Source organism: Caulobacter sp. DMC95 (assembly GCF_056313785.1).
Genome location: NZ_JBQUZP010000004.1, coordinates 379,176 through 396,951 on the forward strand (window position 1 = coordinate 379,176; position 17,776 = coordinate 396,951).

14 protein-coding genes and 1 pseudogene are annotated in these 17,776 nt (G+C 67.4%); 9 read left to right on the forward strand and 6 right to left on the reverse strand.

The window, feature by feature from the left end:
* Window positions 1-66 precede the first annotated feature (66 nt).
* Window positions 67-1,677: a serine hydrolase gene (locus ACT53N_RS12530; protein ID WP_476064192.1), complete on the forward strand. Its 1,611-nt coding sequence runs from the start codon at window positions 67-69 to the stop codon at window positions 1,675-1,677.
* A 33-nt stretch (window positions 1,678-1,710) separates the two neighbouring features.
* Here ACT53N_RS12530 and ccrA read toward each other — a convergent pair whose 3' ends face one another.
* Window positions 1,711-2,985 carry a crotonyl-CoA carboxylase/reductase gene (gene ccrA / locus ACT53N_RS12535; RefSeq protein WP_476064193.1) on the reverse strand — a complete coding sequence of 425 codons (1,275 nt, stop codon included), beginning with the start codon at window positions 2,983-2,985 and terminating at the stop codon, window positions 1,711-1,713.
* 253 nt (window positions 2,986-3,238) lie between these two features.
* On the opposite strand from ccrA, the gene ACT53N_RS12540 reads away from it, so the two are divergent.
* Window positions 3,239-3,970, forward strand: a complete 732-nt coding sequence (locus ACT53N_RS12540) for an enoyl-CoA hydratase/isomerase family protein (RefSeq protein ID WP_476064194.1) — start codon at window positions 3,239-3,241, stop codon at window positions 3,968-3,970.
* On the opposite strand, the gene ACT53N_RS12545 is transcribed toward ACT53N_RS12540, so the two are convergent.
* Window positions 3,957-5,234 (reverse strand): NADH:flavin oxidoreductase/NADH oxidase family protein, encoded by a 1,278-nt coding sequence (locus ACT53N_RS12545; protein ID WP_476064195.1) that lies wholly within the window; start codon window positions 5,232-5,234, stop codon window positions 3,957-3,959. The genes ACT53N_RS12540 and ACT53N_RS12545 overlap by 14 nt on opposite strands.
* 75 nt (window positions 5,235-5,309) lie before the next feature.
* Here ACT53N_RS12545 and ACT53N_RS12550 point away from each other — a divergent pair, with 75 nt between their 5' ends.
* The 3 genes and pseudogenes from ACT53N_RS12550 (at window position 5,310) to ACT53N_RS12560 (ending at window position 7,901) form a co-directional block, all read left to right on the forward strand.
* Window positions 5,310-5,666, forward strand: coding sequence for a MerR family transcriptional regulator (locus ACT53N_RS12550; RefSeq protein ID WP_476064196.1), 357 nt, complete (start codon window positions 5,310-5,312; stop codon window positions 5,664-5,666).
* Window positions 5,667-5,680: 14 nt separating this feature from the next.
* Window positions 5,681-5,800, forward strand: a pseudogene (locus ACT53N_RS12555) (hypothetical protein); the annotation flags it as partial.
* Between the two features lie 112 nt (window positions 5,801-5,912).
* On the forward strand, window positions 5,913-7,901 hold the full coding sequence (locus ACT53N_RS12560) for a methylmalonyl-CoA mutase family protein (RefSeq protein WP_476064197.1): 1,989 nt from the start codon (window positions 5,913-5,915) through the stop codon (window positions 7,899-7,901).
* On the opposite strand, the gene ACT53N_RS12565 is transcribed toward ACT53N_RS12560, so the two are convergent.
* From ACT53N_RS12565 to ACT53N_RS12575, 3 genes are read right to left on the reverse strand one after another with little or no spacing between them, the layout of a single operon-like run.
* Entirely contained in the window at window positions 7,898-9,277 is a 1,380-nt protein-coding gene (locus tag ACT53N_RS12565; protein WP_476064248.1) for an MFS transporter, read from the reverse strand. The genes ACT53N_RS12560 and ACT53N_RS12565 overlap by 4 nt on opposite strands.
* Before the next feature lie 51 nt (window positions 9,278-9,328).
* Window positions 9,329-9,709: a DUF1801 domain-containing protein gene (locus ACT53N_RS12570; RefSeq protein WP_476064198.1), complete on the reverse strand. Its 381-nt coding sequence runs from the start codon at window positions 9,707-9,709 to the stop codon at window positions 9,329-9,331.
* A gap of 10 nt (window positions 9,710-9,719) precedes the next feature.
* Window positions 9,720-10,205, reverse strand: coding sequence for an SRPBCC family protein (locus ACT53N_RS12575; RefSeq protein ID WP_476064199.1), 486 nt, complete (start codon window positions 10,203-10,205; stop codon window positions 9,720-9,722).
* A gap of 266 nt (window positions 10,206-10,471) precedes the next feature.
* Between ACT53N_RS12575 and ACT53N_RS12580 the strand changes: the two genes are divergently transcribed.
* The 4 genes from ACT53N_RS12580 (at window position 10,472) to ACT53N_RS12595 (ending at window position 15,904) form a co-directional block, all read left to right on the forward strand.
* Window positions 10,472-11,236 (forward strand): SDR family oxidoreductase, encoded by a 765-nt coding sequence (locus ACT53N_RS12580; protein WP_476064200.1) that lies wholly within the window; start codon window positions 10,472-10,474, stop codon window positions 11,234-11,236.
* Window positions 11,237-11,314: 78 nt separating this feature from the next.
* Window positions 11,315-13,867 (forward strand): hybrid sensor histidine kinase/response regulator, encoded by a 2,553-nt coding sequence (locus tag ACT53N_RS12585; protein WP_476064201.1) that lies wholly within the window; start codon window positions 11,315-11,317, stop codon window positions 13,865-13,867.
* Window positions 13,868-13,979: 112 nt separating this feature from the next.
* Window positions 13,980-15,653 carry a methyl-accepting chemotaxis protein gene (locus tag ACT53N_RS12590; RefSeq protein ID WP_476064202.1) on the forward strand — a complete coding sequence of 558 codons (1,674 nt, stop codon included), beginning with the start codon at window positions 13,980-13,982 and terminating at the stop codon, window positions 15,651-15,653.
* A 17-nt stretch (window positions 15,654-15,670) separates the two neighbouring features.
* Window positions 15,671-15,904 (forward strand): hypothetical protein, encoded by a 234-nt coding sequence (locus tag ACT53N_RS12595; protein ID WP_476064203.1) that lies wholly within the window; start codon window positions 15,671-15,673, stop codon window positions 15,902-15,904.
* A gap of 69 nt (window positions 15,905-15,973) precedes the next feature.
* Here ACT53N_RS12595 and ACT53N_RS12600 read toward each other — a convergent pair whose 3' ends face one another.
* Complete coding sequence (locus ACT53N_RS12600; protein WP_476064204.1) at window positions 15,974-17,134, reverse strand: aminotransferase; 1,161 nt, start codon at window positions 17,132-17,134, stop codon at window positions 15,974-15,976.
* Window positions 17,135-17,776 lie beyond the last annotated feature (642 nt).

Genomic DNA, 17,776 nt, shown 5'->3' on the forward strand with positions numbered 1-17,776 from the left:
GCTTCCGCCCTTGCCGCCCTCCAAAGCATCAGCTTAGCCTCGCGTCCTCATTCGAAGGACGCCCCGATGCTGACCACCACTCGCCGCGCCGCGCTGCTCTCCGGTCTCGCCACCACCAGCCTGGCGGCGTTCGGCGACAAGGCCTTCGCCCGAGAGACCGGCGCTGTCGGCGCGGCGGTCGACAAGTTCGCCCAGGAGGTGATGGCCGCCTTCCCCGACCAGCCGGGCCTTGGGGTCACGGTGGTCGAGAACGGCAAGATCACCCTGGCCAAGGGTTATGGCGTCAAGGCGCTGGGCGGCCAGGACCGCTGTGACGAGAGCACCGTCTTCGGCATCGCCTCCAACACCAAGGCCATGACCGCCGCCCTGCTGGCCATGCTGGTGGAGGAGGGCAAGGTCGAGTGGGACGCGCCGGTCACGACCTACCTGCCCGACTTTGCGATGAAGGACCCGATCGTCACCAAGCTGCTGACGGTGCGCGACCTCTTGGTGCATCGCAGCGGCCTGAGCCTGGGCGCGGGCGACCTGATGATTTGGCCAGCGCCCACCCACACCCGGGCCGAGATCGTGGCGGGCCTGAAGTATCTGCCGATCGGCGGCCAGTTCCGAGGCGGCTACGCCTATGACAACGTCCTCTATGTCGTCGCCGGAGCGGTGATCGAGGCGGTCACAGGGCTGACCTGGGAACAGGTGATCAAGGCCCGGATCTTCGACCCGCTGGGCATGACCAACACCGTCTCCAGCCCGCGTCTCGTTGACCAGTCCCGCCGCGCCCTGCCGCATGCGCGCCTGGGGCCGCCCGTGCGGGGCCTCGGACCGCAGAAGGTGCTGCCATTCGACGCCAGCTTCGACGCGGCGGGACCGGCGGGCGGCGTGAATTCTTGCCCGGCGGACATCGGCAAGTGGATGCAGGTCCAACTGGGCCGTGGCCTCTCGGCGGACGGCAAGCGCCTGTGGGGCGAGACCCAGGCCCGCGAGATGTGGAAGCCGCAGACGATCACCAGCTCGTCCGACGGTCCGACCAGCGAGAACCCGGCGCGGCCCTCGATGCAGGCCTATGCGCTGGGCTGGTACGTGCAGGATCACCGGGGCGAGCGGCTGCTGTGGCATACCGGCGGCCTGGCGGGCTTCATCTCCTATACGGGCCTGCTGCCCGGTCGGAAGTCCGGGATCATGATCATGACCAACGCCGAGGAGAACCCGGTGCTGCGGTCACTCCGGTTTGGTGGTCCGGACCGGCTGCAGGGCCGCAGCGATTTCGACTGGATCGCCTCGTCAAAGCGCGTCCAGGCCGAGGCCGACGCCCAGACGATCAAGGACGCTGCAGCCGCCACCACGCCCAAGGGCGGCGGCGCTGCGCCCAGCCTGCCGCTCGAGGCCTATGCGGGGGTCTATCGCGATCCCTGGTACGGCACGGTGACGGTCAGCGTGACGGGGAAGGGCAAGAAGAAGGGGCTGTACGTTTCGTTCGACAAGACGCCGCTGCTGCGCGGCAAGCTCGCACCGTTCGACGGTGAGACCTTCATCACCACCTTTGAGGACCGCACCCAGGAGGACGCGTTCTTCACCTTCGACATCAAGGACGGCAAGGCGGTCTCGGCTTTGGTCAAGGCGGTCTCGCCGCTGGCCGACTTCAGCTACGACTACCACGACCTGCGGCTCACGAAGGAAGGGTAGGGCGGACGGCGCGCGCCGTCCGCCTTCAGGACCTCAGCGCTCGTCGCTCAGCTCCTGCACTTCCTCGAAGGTGCGAAGGCCCGGGCGCTGGGCGCAGACCAGAACGGCCATGTTCCCCGGGTGGTGCTGATTGGCCAGCATCTTCTCGTGGGCGGCCGGGATCTGGTCCCAGGGGAACACTTCCGACAGGCAGGGGTCGACGCGACGGTCGACGACCAGCTGGTTGGCGGCGCTGGCCTGCATCAGGTTGGCGAAGTGCGAGCCTTGCACGCGCTTCTGGCGCATCCACAGGAAGCGGGCGTCCATGGTCAGGTTGAAGCCCGAGGTGCCGGCGCAGATCACGACCATGCCGCCGCGCTTGACCAGGAACACCGACACCGGGAAGGTCTGCTCGCCAGGGTGCTCGAACACCATGTCGACGTCCTTGTTGCCGGTGATCTGCCAGATCGCCTTACCGAACTTGCGGCTTTCCTTCATGTAGTCGTTGAACTCGGGGCCGTTGACCTTGGGCAGCTGGCCCCAGCAGTTGAACTCCTTGCGGTTCAGCACCGCCTTGGCGCCCATCGACAGCACGAACTCGCGCTTGTCGTCGTCGCTGACCACGCCGATGGCGTTGGCGCCGGCCACGGCGGCCAGCTGGGTGGCGAACACGCCAAGACCGCCCGAAGCGCCCCAGACCAGCACGTTCTGGCCGGGCTTCAGCTCATGCGGCTTGTGGCCGAACAGCATCCGGTAGGCGGTGGCCAGGGTAAGGGTGTAGCAGGCGGCCTCTTCCCAGGTCAGGTGCTTGGGGCGGGGCAAGAGCTGGCGCGACTGCACGCGGCAGAACTGGGCGAAGCTGCCGTCCGGCGTCTCGTAGCCCCAGATGCGCTGGCTGGACGAGAACATCGGGTCGCCGCCGTTGCACTCCTCGTCGTCGCCGTCGTCCTGGTTACAGTGGATGACGACCTCGTCGCCCAGCTTCCACCGCTTTACCTTGGCGCCGACCTTCCAGACGATGCCCGAGGCGTCGGACCCGGCGATGTGGTAGGGCTGCTTGTGGCCGTCCAGCGGGCTGATCGGCTCGCCCAGCGCGGCCCAGACGCCGTTGTAGTTGACGCCGGCGGCCATCACGAGGACCAGCACCTCGTCCTCGCCGATCTCCCAGGTGGGCACCACCTCGACCTGCATGGCGGTGGAGGGCTTGCCGTGGCGCTCCTTGCGGATGCTCCAGGCGTACATGGTTTTGGGCACGTGGAAGGCCGGCGGGATCTCACCGATCTCGTACAGGTCCTTCAGCTCGGTGGTCTCAAGCGTCTCGGTCGTCATCTCACTCCCCGTTCCTTCCGCGCTGCAACAACGCTCGAAGGTCAAACTCGGCTGCGCCGCCCGCCGGTCGACACGCGAAAAAGTTCCGCCGACGGGTCATTTTTGGCTCTCGGGCGCAAAAACTCGCCCGGAAGCCCCTACGCTGAGACAACTGTTTGAAAGTGGCAAGTAGAATCTTTGTGCGCCGCAACATCGAGGCGGGCTCTCGCGTGGGAAGGTTGCCGAGCGGCGCGCGGCGCGCCACGCTGGCGGCATGATCCATCGTTCCCAACCCGAGGCCGGCGTCGCGCTGGTCGAGCTGGACGTCGCGCCGGCCAATGTCCTGGCCCTGGCCGAACGCGCCCGGCTGCTGGACGCCTTCGCGCAGATCGAGGCCGACCGCGCGGTTCGCGTCGCGATCCTCACCGGCCGCAACGGCGCGTTCTGTACGGGCGATGACCTGGCCGAGTCGCTGTCGCGCGACGTGGCCGCTCAGACCGCCGCCATCCTGCATTTCCTGGACATGTGCGACCGCATCGCCGCTGTCCGCGTCCCGGTGATCGCCGCCGTCGACGGCTGGTGCATCGGCGGCGGGCTGGAACTGGCTCTGGCCTGCGACATCCGCCTGGCCGGACCGCGCGCCAGCTTCGCCTGCTCGGCCGTGCGGATGGGACTGACCGCCTCGGCCGACCGCCTGACCCGGCTGGTCGGCGAAAGCCGCGCCAAGCCGCACCTCCTGACCGGCGCGCCGTTCGACGCCGCCCGCGCCCTGGCCGACGGGATCGTCGCCGAGGTTCACGCGTCCGAGGGCCTCTTGCCCGCGGCGCTGGACATGGCCCGCGTCATCGCCTCGCGCGCGCCGCTGGCGATCGAGGCCACCAAGCGGGTGGCTTCGGGGGTGTCGGCGACGGCGGATGAAATCCCGGCGCTGGCGGCCTCAGCCGATCACGCCGAGGCGCGCGCGGCGTTCATCGCCAAGCGGCCGGCGGTTTTTACGGGTTGCTGAGCCGCCAGGCGCGATAGCGCTTGGTCTGGGCGTTCTGCTTGATCCGCTGGCTGATCACGGTCAGCAGCGGCGACAGCTTGCGCGCCGGGGTCTTGCCCGCCGCCAGCCGGTTCAACTGCGCCTTGGTCAGCGCCATCACCGCCAGCCCCGCCAGCGAGCGGTTCTTCCAGGTCACTTCGGGCAGGACGACGTCCTGGCCTTCGGGTTTGCGCCAGGCGTTGGGCAGGTCAGGCGCAAAGGCCAGAGCCCGGGCGATCCCGATCACCGGCACGCCCGGCAGGGCGCCCTCCGGCGACAAGGCGGCCAGCGCCACCTCGCGCCGGCAGACGCCGCCCGTGACCATGATCGGCATCCGGGCGACCCTGGCGATGTCGCGGGCGAAGTCGACGAAATAGGCCTCGCGCGCCGCCGTCGAGGTCTTCGGCGCGGTGTCGACCTGCGACGGGCCCTGCATGGCCGGGCTTTCGTAGCTGCCGCCCGACAGCTCGACGAGGTCGACGCCCATGCCGTTCATCTGCTCGACCACCCAGCGGGCGTCGTCGGCGTCGAAGCCGCCTTTCTGGAAGTCAGCCGAGTTCAGCTTCACCGAGACTGCAAAGCGCGGCGACACGCGCGCCCGGACGGCCTTGATCACCTCGAACAGCATTCGCGCGCGGTTCTCCCGCGAGCCGCCCCACGCGTCGTCGCGGCGGTTGACCAGCGGCGAGAGGAATTGGCTCAGCAGATAGCCGTGGGCGGCGTGGATCTGCACGCCGTCGAAGCCCGCCTCCTCGGCGCGGCGCGCCGTGACGGCGTAGCGTTCCACCAGGGCGATGATCTCGTCGGCGGTCAGGGCGCGCGGCTGGGCCAGCAGGTTCGACAGCTTGCCAAGATCGACGGGCACGGCCGAGGGGGCGACGGCGCCCTGGCCCAGATCGGCGTAGGTCTGGCGACCGGGATGATTGATCTGCATCCAGACCTGACCGCCGCCTGACTTGGCTTCCTTGGCCCAAGTCTCGAACGGCGCAAGTGGCGCGCGGGCGTCCAGAACCACCCCGCCGGGTCCGGTCACGGCCGAAGGGTCGACCATCACGTTGCCGGTGATCTGCAAGCCGACGCCGCCCTTGGCCCAGCGGCGGTACAGGGTCCACAGCGCGGGGCCAGGCAGTTGGCCCGGATCGGCGAGGTTCTCCTCCATCGCCGCCTTGGCGATGCGGTTGGGGAGCACAGCGCCGTTGGGCAGGACCAGCGGCGCGAACAGCGGCTCATAGGCGGCGGTGAGCATGGAATCTTGACCTCGGTTCAGACGGGTCGCACCTTCTACACCTTCAAGCTAGGTTGAAGGTCAAGAGGCCTGACGATGAGGATCGGCGAGATCGCCAAGCGCGCGGGAGTCTCCACGTCGCGCATCCGGTTCTACGAGGAGCAGGGTATCCTGCCGGCCGCCCCGCGCGGTGCGAACGGCTATCGCGACTATCCCGAGACCCTGATCGCGACGCTCGGCTTCATCGAACAGGCTCAGCGGCTTGGCTTTTCGCTGAAGGAGATCGCCGGCCATGCGGCGTTGGAGGGCAGGCCCTGCGATGGGCTGGCGGAAAAGCTGCGGGGTAAGCTGATCGAGGTCGACGCCCATATCGCCGCAGCCCAGGCGCGGCGGGCCGAGTTGGTGGCGTTGATCCAGACGTTGGAGCCTGAAGGACTGGAGCAGGCGGCTTAAAGCCCAGCGCCTGACGCCCCCTCCGTCACGTCGCCTATCGGCGCCGCGCCACCTCCCCCGCGCTGCGGGTGAGGAGGACTACGCTTTCTCCTGCCCCGCTTGCGGGGGAGGTGGCGCGCGGCGTAGCCGCGTGACGGAGGGGGCGTTCGTGATCGCTATTCGCATCCGCGAAATCCATATTGCGCCGCAGCAAATCCCAGATCATGATCGGCGATAACAAGAACCAAAAAACGCCGGGAGCCCGCCATGTCCGCCAAGCCGTATCAGCACGCGCCCGATCCGCCGTGGATCTTCCGCACCTATGCCGGCCACTCGACGGCGGAGAAGTCGAACGCGCTTTATCGGGCGAACCTCGCCAAGGGGCAGACCGGTCTTTCGGTGGCATTCGACCTGCCGACCCAGACCGGCTACGACCCTGATCACATCCTGGCGCGCGGCGAGGTGGGCAAGGTCGGGGTGCCGATCAGCCATCTGGGCGACATGCGCCAGCTCTTCAGCGAGATCCCGCTGGAGAAGATGAACACCTCCATGACCATCAACGCCCCGGCCGCCTGGCTCTTGGCGATGTACGTGGCGCTGGCCGACGAGCAGGGCGCGGATCGGAAGCTGCTGCAGGGCACCACCCAGAACGACCTGATCAAGGAGTATCTGTCCCGCGGCACCTACATCTTCCCGCCGGGCCCGAGCCTGCGACTGATCGGCGACATGATCGCCTGGTGCTATCGCGAGGTTCCCAAGTGGAACCCGATGAACGTCTGCAGTTACCACCTGCAGGAGGCCGGCGCGACGCCGGAGCAGGAGCTGGCCTTCGCCCTGGCCACGGCGATCTCCGTGCTCGACACGGTCAAGGCCGGCGGCCAGGTCCCCGACGAGGACTTCGAGATCGTCGCCTCGCGGATCAGCTTCTTCGTCAACGCCGGCGTGCGGTTCGTGACCGAGCTGTGCAAGATGCGCAGCTTCACCAAGCTCTGGGACCAGATCCTCTTGGAGCGCTATGGCGTGCAGGACAAGAAGGCCCGCCGCTTCCGCTATGGCGTGCAGGTCAACTCGCTGGGTCTCACCGAGCAGCAGCCCGAGAACAACGTCTATCGCATCCTCATCGAGGCCCTGGCGGTCACGCTGAGCAAGGACGCCCGTTGCCGGGCCCTGCAGCTGCCGGCCTGGAACGAGGCCCTGGGCCTGCCGCGTCCGTTCGACCAGCAGTGGTCGCTGCGCCTGCAGCAGGTGCTGGCCTACGAGACCGACCTTCTGGAGTACGAAGACCTGTTCGACGGCTCGCACGTGGTCGAGGCCAAGGTCGCCGAGCTGTCGAAGGGCGCGCTGGAGCAACTGGCCCTGATCGACGAGATGGGCGGGGCGCAGAACGCCATCGACTACATGAAGTCCGAGCTGGTCGCCTCCAACGCCAAGCGGGTGCGCGCGGTCGAGACCGGCGACATGACCGTGGTCGGGGTCAATCGCTGGACCGAGACCGAAGCCTCGCCTCTGTCGGCGGGTGAAGGTTCGATCGAGACGGTCGATCCACGCCTGGAGGCCGAGGTCGTGGCGCGGATCAAGGCCTGGCGCGAGGCCCGTGACGCCGCCGCAGTCGAGGCGGCTTTGGCCGATCTGAAGGCCGCCGCCCGCGAGGACCGCAACGTCATGGAGCCCTCGATCGCCGCCGCCAAGGCCGGCGTCACCACCGGCGAGTGGTCCGGCGCCCTGCGCGAGGTGTTTGGCGAGTATCGCGGTCCGACTGGGGTCGCCGTGGTGGTCTCGACCAACGAAGCCGAGGACGTCGAGGCGGTGAAGCGCGAGGTCGAGCGGGTCTCGGAAATGCTGGGCCGCACGCTCACCTATCTCGTGGGCAAGCCGGGTCTCGACGGCCACTCCAACGGCGCCGAACAGATCGCCACCCGCGCCCGCGCCTGCGGCATGGAGGTCGTCTATGATGGCATCCGCTCGACGCCGGAGGAGATCGTCCGCCGCGCCAAGGAAAGCCGCGCTCACGTGGTGGGGCTGTCGATCCTGTCGGGCTCGCACCTCGATCTGGTGCAGGAAGTCATTCGGGTGATGCGCGCCGAAGGCCTGGGCCACATCCCCGTCGTCGCCGGCGGCATTATCCCGCCCGAGGACGCCCTGATCCTGAAGCAGATGGGCGTGGCGCGGATCTACACGCCCAAGGACTTTAAGATCACGCAGATCATGGGCGACGTGGTCAAGCTCGTGGAGGCGACGGCGCTGGCGGAGGCCTAGTTCCGCCCCAGCCGCCAGGCCGCCGCGAAGCCCACGAGGGCCAGGGGCAGGAAGGCGCCGAACAGCAGGACGCCTTGGCTCGTCGCCTGCGCCGCGTCGATGCCGTGGTGGCCAAAGCCCAGCACATTGGCCATCGCCCCGGCGCCGGCCGAACCGACCGCGCCGCCGATCAGTTGCGAGGTCGGCACCGCGCCCGAGGCCATGGCCTGCTCTCCGGCCGGCGCGCCGGCGATGGTGCGGCGAGCGATGAACGCATGGCAGAGGCCAAAGCCCGCGCCCAAAACCACGAAGGCCAGCGAGGTCTCGACCAGGTTACCGCGCGGCACGGCCCAGGCGCTGAGCGCTGCGCCCAAGGCGATGACGCCCGCGCCGAGGCGCACAAAGCGTCCGTCCTTCTCCGCCGGCACATGGCCGAAGATCATCGCGCAGGCCGTCCAGCCGGCGGCGATCGCGCCGGTGACATAGCCCGCCAGCAGGGGCGAGGCGCCATGGCGGGCCTGGATGAAGGCGGGACCATAGACGGTGAAGCCGATCACCGCCGCCTCGCAGGCGAAGATGGTCAGCAGCCCAAGACCTGTGGCGGTGCGCAGGTCGGCGGCGGACTTGGGCAGAAGCCGGTCCTGGGTGCGGGTGTTGGCGGCCAGCATGGTGGCCATGCCCATGACGCCGCCTATGGCCAGGATCACGGCCAGGCTGGGCGAGGACACGACCCCGGCGCCGCCGATCAGACTGACGCCGATCACCAGCAAGGCCAACTGCAGGCTCGGGATCCGGCCGCCGCCTTCCTCGCGCTTGCCGCCGGGCAACATGACCATCACCGCGCCGACGAAGATCACCGCCTGGACGACAAACATCCAGAACACCCCGCGCCAGAAGCCGGCGGCGGCGAACAGGCCGCCCAGCGCCGGGCCCAGCAGGGTCGCCGCGCCCCAGACCCCTGCGATCGCGCCATAGACGCGCGGCCAAAGGCTCTGCGGGAAGAGGGCGGTGATGGCCACATAGCACAGCGCCACCACGGCTCCGGCGCCCAGCCCTTGGACCAGGCGTCCGACGATGAAGGTGATGAACTCTGGCGCCAGCGCGCTCATGGCGCAGCCGATCGCATAGACAAGACCGCTGATCGCCGTCGCCGCGCGTAGGCCCAGAGAGATCGACAGCTTGCCCGAGCAGGCGCCGGCCACGATCGAGCCCGTCAGATAGGCGGCGACCGACCAGCCGAAATACTGATAGCCGCCGATTTCCTTGGCCACGCTGGGCATGATTGTCGCCGTCACCAGGGTGTCGGCGGCGTTCAGCCAGATGCCCAGGCACAGCAGGGCGAAGCGGGGCACGAGGGCCTTGTCGACCAGGCGCGCAGGGGCGGAGGCGGGACGCATGCCGGGCACATGGCCCTTTTCGTCGCCCACGCCAAGGGTGTTCTGCGCGCCTCAGGCCTTGGCGACGGCCTGAACCCAGCGCCCGCAGAGCTCACGCAAGGCCTGGGACCGGGCGTCGACGTCGTCAGGGGTCTGGAACACCAATACGCCCCGGTCCGGCGCGGCCCATCGCGCCAGACCCGCCGGATCGTCAAAGTGGAAGCCGCTCGCATCCTTAGGCTTGGCCCCACGATGGAGCACCAGGCGCACCCCGCCCCGTCGCTCCAGGCCCAGGGTGATCAGATCGTCGTCGCCGAGCGCGAAGCTGGGCGCGTTCCACTTGATGCGTTCATTGAGGCCAGGCGCGGCGGTGGCGACGATCTCTCTCAGCCGCTCGACCGTGATCCGCGTCTCCGGATCAAGGCTCGCCAGGAATTCACGGACGGTCCCCATGGCTGTCCTCTCAGAGCGTCTTGGCCAGGGTCGTAAGCTGGTCGGTGGCGATCCCCCAGCCCTCGTGGAAGCCCATCTGTTCGTGAGCCGCCTTGTCTTCGGCGGTCCAGTGGCGGGCTACGGCGCGGTAGAGCGTCTTGCCGTCGCCCAGATCCTCGAAGGTGACGATCCCGACCATGAAGGGCTTGTCCGAAGGCTTCCAGGCCTGCGTGAAGGCGTCGGTGAAGACGAGCTTCTGGTTCGGGACCACCTCAAGATAAACGCCCGGCTGCGGGACGCGCTCGCCGTCCGGACCGTTCATCACCATGTAGCTATCGCCGCCCGAACGAACGTCCTGGCGCACGTCAGATACGAACCAGGGCTTGGGACAGAACCACTCCGGGAGCAGTTCCGGTGTCGTCCAGCACCGATAGAGTTTCTCGGCGGGGACATCGATGATGCGCTCCAGCACAAGATCGCGGTCTTCCGATTTGGCGGCGGCGGTGGCGAGGGGCATGAAGGGGCTCCGATTGAGGGCGATCTTGCCTCAAGGACGCGCCGATGGCGCGGGCGCCGACAGGGATGCTGAGAAAAATCCTCCCCCCAGCGGGGGAGGCGGTCCGAAGGACCGGAGGGGGAAGTGCCTTGGCGCCTGCCTCTTCCCCCTCCGTCGTCGCTCCGCGCCGACACCTCCCCCGCGAGGGGGAGGATTTTCGCGCGCTTGACCCTCGCTCCGCCCCGCCGCACTGTGTCCAAAATTCAAACAAACGTTTAGGGCGCGACATGAACCTCTTCGACCTGACCGGCAAGGTGGCGATCATCACCGGATCCTCGCGCGGGATCGGCAAGGCGATCGCCGAGCGGATGGCCGAACACGGGGCCAAGGTGGTGATCTCGTCGCGCAAGGCCGGTCCCTGCGAGGAGGTCGCCGCCGAGCTGAACGCCAGGCACGGCGCGGGGACCGCGATCGCTGTCCCCGCCAACATCGCGTCGAAGGAGGAGCTACAGGCCCTGGTCGACGAGACCCGCAAGGCTTTCGGCAAGATCGACATCTGCGTCTGCAACGCCGCCAGCAATCCCTATTACGGCCCGCTGGCCGGGATCGCCGACGACCAGTTCCGCAAGATCCTGGACAACAACATCATCAGCAATCACTGGCTGATCTCCATGGTCGCTCCCGAGATGCAGGCCCGCAAGGATGGGTCCATCATCATCATCAGCTCGATCGGCGGCCTGCGCGGCAACGCCATTATCGGCGCCTACAACATCTCCAAGGCGGCCGACTTCCAGCTGGCGCGGAACCTGGCGCACGAGTTCGGACCCGACAACGTGCGGGTCAACTGCATCGCGCCTGGCCTGATCAAGACCGACTTCGCCAAGGCGCTCTGGGACAATCCCGAGACGCTGAAGCGCTCGACCACGGGCGTGCCCCTGCGCCGGATTGGCGAACCGGACGAGATCGCCGGCGCAGCCGTCTATCTGGCCTCGAAGGCCGGCAGCTTCATGACGGGACAAGCCATGGTGGTGGACGGCGGTGCGACGATCTAGCCTGCAATCAGGACGTCAACCTTAACCCGTCCTACATTTCTACCCGCGAAGGCTTGCCGTGGATTCCAGGGAACGGACTTGCGGCGCCTTCTGATCTTCCTCGCGGTCTTGACCACCTTCGGCGCGACCAGCGCCTGGGGCAAAAGCAACGCGCCCCTGGCCCAGCGGCTCGATCAGTTGAGCCAGGAGATTGGCGCGCATGAAGTGCGCGCGCCGCCGCGCGACAACGAGGACATCGAGCGCGCCGGTCGCCGGGCCTTGCGCGAGCGAGGCCAGGTCCGCCTGTATGGTCTCTGGCGGGTGCTCTATGCCTACAAGAGCAACCAGCTTCAGCAGCCGTTCGACGCCTGGGCGGAGCAGGCGCGAGAGGTGGCCGCGCGTGAAAAGGACGCGAACCTGGCGACTCTCGTCGACCTGGAGACCCTAGCCTATCGTCACGAGAGCGGCGGCTATCAGGCGTTCCGCGACGCCGACTGGGATCGTTTCCTCAAGCAGTCGGGCCCTGACATCCGTTGGATGGCGGGCATCGAGCGCGTCCGGCATCTGGGCCAGATCGGGCGCTGGGCGGAGGCCGCGCGCCTGGCGGCCGAACTGACCACCGATCTGGAGCGCCGCGGCCGCATCGCTCAGCCCCTGCTGGCCGAGCTGCATCAGGTGCACAGCTACACGCTGTCGGACATCGGGGACAAGGAAGGCGCCCTCGAACACATGACCCAGGCGGCCGCGCTGGACGAACGCGACGCCTTCTATGTCCGCAAGATCGAGCGGATCTACGACATCGCCTTTACGGCGGCCGATCTGGGCGAGCTGAGCGCCGCCGAGCGGTTCGCAGCGTTGCACCACAAACTGACCCTGGCCGACGGCGACGCGGGATTGCTGACCTGGGATCGGTATCTCTGCGCCAGGATCGCCAGCCTGCGCGAGGCGCCGGCCAAGGTGATGGCCTGCCTGGCGCCGGCCGCGGGCATGCTGGCCAAGCCCGACCGTCGCCTGCAGGTGCGGATGCTGGCGCAGCGTGCGCTCGCTGCGGCTCAACTGGGCCAGGCCCAGGCCGCGCAGCGCGACCTGGATCAGTTAAAGGCCATTCCCGAAAGCCTGGCCACGCGTGACCTGTCCCTGGAAGCGCTGGTCGAGGCCTATATCGATCAGGGCCAGGGCCGCAGCGCCGAAGCCTTCCGCAAGCTCGACGCCTGGCGCAAGGCCGATAGCGAGACCGCGCGCAAGGTCCACGCCCGCAGCGTGGCCGAAATGTCCGCTGCGCTGGAAAGCGAGCTGCGGGCCAAGCGCGATGAGAGTCGGCGCCTTGCCGAGGAGGTCCGGCTGTCCCGCAGCCTGGCGCGCGCGTCGGTGGTCATTGCGCTCTTGCTCGGCGTGTTGGTCGCCGGCGCGGCGGCCTGGGCGGTGCATCAGCGCCGCGCATCGGGACGGCTGAAGGGCGCGCAGCAGCGGGCTGAAGCCGCCAGCACCGCCAAGTCGGCCTTCCTGGCGGTGATGAGCCATGAACTGCGCACGCCGCTCAATGGCATGCTGGGGCTGGCCCAGGCGCTGCGATCCGGCGATCTGACCGACGAGCAGCGTGATCAGGTCGATCTGATCCTCGACAGCGGCGACACCCTGCTGGTGCTGCTCAACGACATTCTGGATCTGTCCAAGATCGAAGCGGGCAAGCTGGAGATCGCGCCGACGGTCGGTGACATCGTCCAGACCGCTGGGCGTCTGGTCGGCGGCTATCAGCCCACCGCGCGTGAGAAGGACGTCGCCCTGACCTTCCGCCTGGAAGGCGAGGCCCCCGGACCGCTGCTGTTCGACGGCGTGCGTGTGCGGCAGTGCCTGAGCAATCTGGTCTCCAACGCGCTGAAGTTCACCACGCACGGCAAGGTCGAGGTCGCGCTGGCCTGCTATCCCGAGCTGGATGATCGCGTGCGCGTGCGCCTGCGTGTCGCCGACACCGGCATCGGCATGAACGAGGCCACGGTCGCCAAGCTGTTCCGTCCCTTCACCCAGGCCGACGCCTCGACCACGCGCAACTTCGGCGGCACGGGCCTTGGCCTGAACATCACCCGACGTCTGGTTGAGATGATGCGCGGCGACATCAAGGTCGAGAGCGAGGAGGGCGTGGGTTCGGTCTTCACCATCGAGATGGTCGTCGACCAGGCCGAAGCGCCGGCCCCGCAGGCGCGCGAGGCGGACGGCGCCGAGGAGGAGGTCGGCTTCGCCGCCCTGCAGGGGCGCCGCGTCCTGGTGGTCGACGACCATCCGGTGAACCGGCGGGTCATCCGCCTGTTCCTGGAGCCGTTCGAGTGCGATCTCGTCGAGGCCGAGGATGGACAGCAGGCGCTGGACGCGCTGGAGCGCGAGGCCGTTGATCTCGTTCTGATGGACGTCAACATGCCGGTCATGGACGGGCTGGAGGCGACACGTCGCCTGCGAATGGATCCGCGTTTCCGTCGCTTGCCCGTCATCGCTCTGACCGCCGACGTCATGTCGGCCCAGATCAAGACTTGCCTCGACGCTGGCTGCGACGCGCACGTCGCCAAGCCGATCGACCTGCGGAACCTCCTGTCGGCGATGGACCGATGCCTGGGCCGGGGCGTCGCCCGTGAAGCTGCGGCGGGGCTGAGCGTTCTCTAGGCTCGCTTGAAACGCGAACTGGGTTATGCGTCAGGACGCCGCATCGGTCCTTAAGCCGTCTTTAATCGCGCCACCGCAATCGTTTTCAAAAGGAGACGAGGAGGACCGCGCCATGAGCTTGAGCTTTGGGGGCCGATCAGTAGCCGAGCAGACGCTAAAGAGCCTGGAGCGCTCCTTCGCCGTCATTGAGTTCACCCCCACCGGTAAAATCCTTCGGGCGAATGATCTTTTCTGCGCCGCGATCGGCTACGATCAGGCGGAACTCGTCGGCAAGCACCATCGTCTGTTCATCGAAGCCGAGAAAGCAGCGGCGCCCGACTATGAAGCCTTCTGGCAAACCCTGTCCTCCGGGCAATTCGTATCCGGCGAGTTCAAGCGTCTTCGCAAGGACGGGTCGCCGCTTTGGATCCGCGCCTCCTACACCCCGGTGACGGACCAGCGGGGCAAGGTGCTTAAGGTGGTCAAGCTGGCGCTCGACATCACGGCCGAGACCGTACGAGCCGCCGAGAACGCATCGTTCATCCAGGCGATCCACCGATCCCAGGCCGTGATCCAGTTCAGTCTGGACGGCGTTATTCTTGACGCCAACGACAATTTCTTGGCGGCGGTCGGCTACAGCCGCGACGAGATCGTCGGCCGTCATCACAGCCTGTTCGTTAGACCTGACCAAGCTCAGTCGCCGGCCTATGCAGCCTTCTGGGCCGGGCTGCGCAAAGGAGAGTTCTCGTCCGGGGAGTTTGAACGGGTTGGAAAGGGGGAGCGGCCTGTGTGGCTGCAGGCGCAGTACAATCCCGTCTTCGACGTCGACGGCCAGGTCGTCCGCGTGATCAAGATCGCCACCGACTTGACCGAGCGCATGCGCCAAGTTCGCTTGGTGGGTAACGCTCTCCAAAGCCTGTCGCACGGAGATTTGCGATCGGAAGTTCGCGAACCGCTAATGCCCTCGCTCGACAGCTTGAGGATCAGCTTCAACGAGTCCATCCAGGCGCTTAACACGACCATGTCCACGGTCGCCGCTTCGGCGGCTAGCGTCAGCGAAAACTCCGACGAGATTTCCGCCCACGCCGACGGTCTGGCGCATCGAACCGAACAACAAGCCGCCAGCCTGGAGGAGACCGCCGCCGCGCTAGAAGAGATCACCGCGACGGTGGCGCGAACGGCTTCGGGGGCCAAGCATGCCGACGGCGTGGTTCAGCGCGCCAGTCAGGACGCGGCGGCGTCAAGGACTGTCGTCGAAAGCGCTGTCGAGGCCATGGGCGGGATCGAGCGGTCCTCAAGCCAGATCAGCCAGATCGTCGGCGTGATCGACGAGATCGCTTTCCAGACCAACCTCCTGGCGCTCAACGCCGGCGTCGAGGCGGCGCGCGCCGGCGAGGCTGGTCGTGGCTTCGCCGTGGTGGCGCAAGAGGTGCGGGCGCTGGCGCAGCGCTCGGCCGAAGCCGCCAAGGAAATCAAGGTGTTGATCTCTACCTCGTCGCAACACGTCAACAAGGGCGTCGCCTTGGTCGGCGATACAGGGGAAGCCTTGAAAAGCATTCTGGCGCAGGTCGAAGAGATCCGGACCCTGGTCGGCGACATTTCCCACTCCGCCCAGGAGCAGGCGGCTGGCCTCAACCAGGTTTCCACCGCCGTCAGCCAGATGGACCGGCTGCTTCAGACCAACGCCGGGATGGTCGAGGAGGCCACCGCCTCGTCGCATGTGCTCAAGGAACAGGCCAGTCGCCTGCAGTCCCTGATCGACAATTTCCAGCTCGCCAGACGCGCCAGCGTCTCGCGGGCTGCCTAGGCGTCGGGCGCGCGGACGTGGAGCAGAAGGATCTGGAGACGCTCGTCAGCTACCAGATGGCCCTGTTCACGGCGCTGTCCGGCGTGATGCTGGGCAAGGGGCTGATCCAGCGCGAGGAATTGCATGCCGCGCTCTTGCTGGTGGCCGATCGCGAGCAGGACCCCAGCGCCCAGAAGTTCCTGCGTGCGACCGCAGAAGCGTTCGTCATCAACCGTCTGGCCAGTGAACAAGAGCGAAAGCGGATGATCTGACCTGCTGGCCGCAGAGGCCGCAGTCCGCGAGCCCCTGGGTGCGGCGCGACCGTCCGATCAGACGGAGGTCTAGCCCAGCGCCGCCTTCGCCGCCGCCAGTCGCTTCACCGCCTCGTCTAGCGTCGCGTCGGCCTTGGCGAAGCACAGGCGCACCACGGTGGTCACTGGATCCTCAGCGAAGAAGGCCGAGACCGGGATCGCGGCGACGCCGTGCTCGGTTACGCAGCGCTCGCAGAAGGTGACATCGTCCAGCGCGATGCCGGAGGCGGCGAGATCGACGTTCAGAAAGTAGGTGCCCTGGCTCTCCAGCACGACATAGCCAGCGTCGCGCAGGCCGGCCGTCAGGCGGTCGCGAGAGCGCTGCAAGGTCGCCGGCATCTCGTCGAACCAGGCGCGGTGGTTGTCCAGACCCCAGGCCACGCCCGCCTGTAGGTTGGGCGGGGTGGTGAAGGTCAGGAACTGGTGGGCGGCGGCCAGAGCCTTGGCCAGCGGCGGGGCGGCGCACAGGAAGCCGACTTTCCAGCCGGTCATGCCGAAGAGCTTGCCGGCCGAGCCGATCTTGATCGTCCGTTCGCGCATGCCGGGGAAGGTCATCAGCGGCCGGTGGCGCCGGCCGTCGAACACCACGGCCTCCCAGACCTCGTCACAGACCGCCAGCACGTCATGGCGGACACAGAACTCAGCCAGCAGCGCCAGGTCCTCATCAGGCGTCACCACGCCGGCCGGGTTCAGGGGGCTGTTGAGCACCACCATCCGCGTGCGGTCGCTGAACGCGGCCTCAAGCATCGCGCGGTCAAACCGCCAATGCGGCGGTGAGAGCTTGACCAGTTTGGGCGCGCCGCCGGCCCGGCGCACCAGCGGCAGGTAGGCGTCGTACAGCGGCTGGAACAGCACCACCTCGTCGCCGGGCGAGATCAGCGACGTGAACGCCGCCGCCAGCGCCTCGGTGGCGCCGGAGGTGATGACGATCTCGGTGTCGGGATCCAGGGAAAAGTCCTGGGTCCGCCTGTAGTGGTCCGCCACGGCCGCGCGCAACTCAGGCAGCCCGCGCATCGGCGGATACTGGTTCGAGCCCTCGATCAGAGCCCGCGCCGCCGCCTCGCGAACAGGCAGCGGACCTTGGTCGTCGGGAAAACCCTGCCCCAGATTGATCGCCCCGTACTGGCGGGCCAGGCCGCTCATGCGCTCGAAGATGGTGGTGGGCAGGTTGTCGAAGACGGGATGAACCATGGGGGTGTTATGGGGCCAGTTGCGGTCCGACCAAAGTTCCTAGATCGGCGGGGGGCGGGCTTCTGGAGGCAGGCTTGAGACCGCTTACGACCCGTAGCGGACACGGCGGCGCAAATGCTACGCTTACGCGCAGCTCAAACTAGGCTTCGTCAACAGATAGCATGTCCGACGGCGTGATGAGGTTGGTAGCGTTTATCGCGTGCTTCGCGTTTGCGATGTTTTGCTGCTTACGCGGAACCTTCACGATATTTGCGATGGTTCGGGAGATTAATCGTGTCGCCCCTGACGAACCCGAAAGCGCGTACATTTGGTATTCCTCAAAGGCACAGCGCATTTTCGCTCGATACCGCAATCTGCACCCAAACGGCGGCCTCGCAAGGAAGGCTTGGCTCTACAACGTGCTCATGTTCGCCGGGGTGTTTGGCTGTTGGGCTCTGATGCTAGCAAGCTGACGTTTCGAACTTCGGCTCCCCCCCTTCACAGACCTTCGCTTCGTCCGCTCGTCCGAATGTCACCTAGCGGATAACTTGACCGAGTCTGCGATCAGGGTGCTGAGGAGTGAGTCATCGTCCGGTCCGTGACGCTCTATGGTCAGGCCATCTGGACCGACTCCCCTAACCCGATACATGCCAGCCGTGACTT

Bases quoted from the DNA above. Each gene is read 5' to 3' on its own strand.
- ACT53N_RS12530 (WP_476064192.1), top strand. From the start codon at position 67: ATGCTGACCACCACTCGCCGCGCCGCGCTGCTCTCCGGTCTCGCCACC.
- ccrA (WP_476064193.1), bottom strand. From the start codon at position 2,985: ATGACGACCGAGACGCTTGAGACCACCGAGCTGAAGGACCTGTACGAG.
- ACT53N_RS12540 (WP_476064194.1), top strand. From the start codon at position 3,239: ATGATCCATCGTTCCCAACCCGAGGCCGGCGTCGCGCTGGTCGAGCTG.
- ACT53N_RS12545 (WP_476064195.1), bottom strand. From the start codon at position 5,234: ATGCTCACCGCCGCCTATGAGCCGCTGTTCGCGCCGCTGGTCCTGCCC.
- ACT53N_RS12550 (WP_476064196.1), top strand. From the start codon at position 5,310: ATGAGGATCGGCGAGATCGCCAAGCGCGCGGGAGTCTCCACGTCGCGC.
- ACT53N_RS12560 (WP_476064197.1), top strand. From the start codon at position 5,913: ATGTCCGCCAAGCCGTATCAGCACGCGCCCGATCCGCCGTGGATCTTC.
- ACT53N_RS12565 (WP_476064248.1), bottom strand. From the start codon at position 9,277: ATGCGTCCCGCCTCCGCCCCTGCGCGCCTGGTCGACAAGGCCCTCGTG.
- ACT53N_RS12570 (WP_476064198.1), bottom strand. From the start codon at position 9,709: ATGGGGACCGTCCGTGAATTCCTGGCGAGCCTTGATCCGGAGACGCGG.
- ACT53N_RS12575 (WP_476064199.1), bottom strand. From the start codon at position 10,205: ATGCCCCTCGCCACCGCCGCCGCCAAATCGGAAGACCGCGATCTTGTG.
- ACT53N_RS12580 (WP_476064200.1), top strand. From the start codon at position 10,472: ATGAACCTCTTCGACCTGACCGGCAAGGTGGCGATCATCACCGGATCC.
- ACT53N_RS12590 (WP_476064202.1), top strand. From the start codon at position 13,980: ATGAGCTTGAGCTTTGGGGGCCGATCAGTAGCCGAGCAGACGCTAAAG.
- ACT53N_RS12600 (WP_476064204.1), bottom strand. From the start codon at position 17,134: ATGGTTCATCCCGTCTTCGACAACCTGCCCACCACCATCTTCGAGCGC.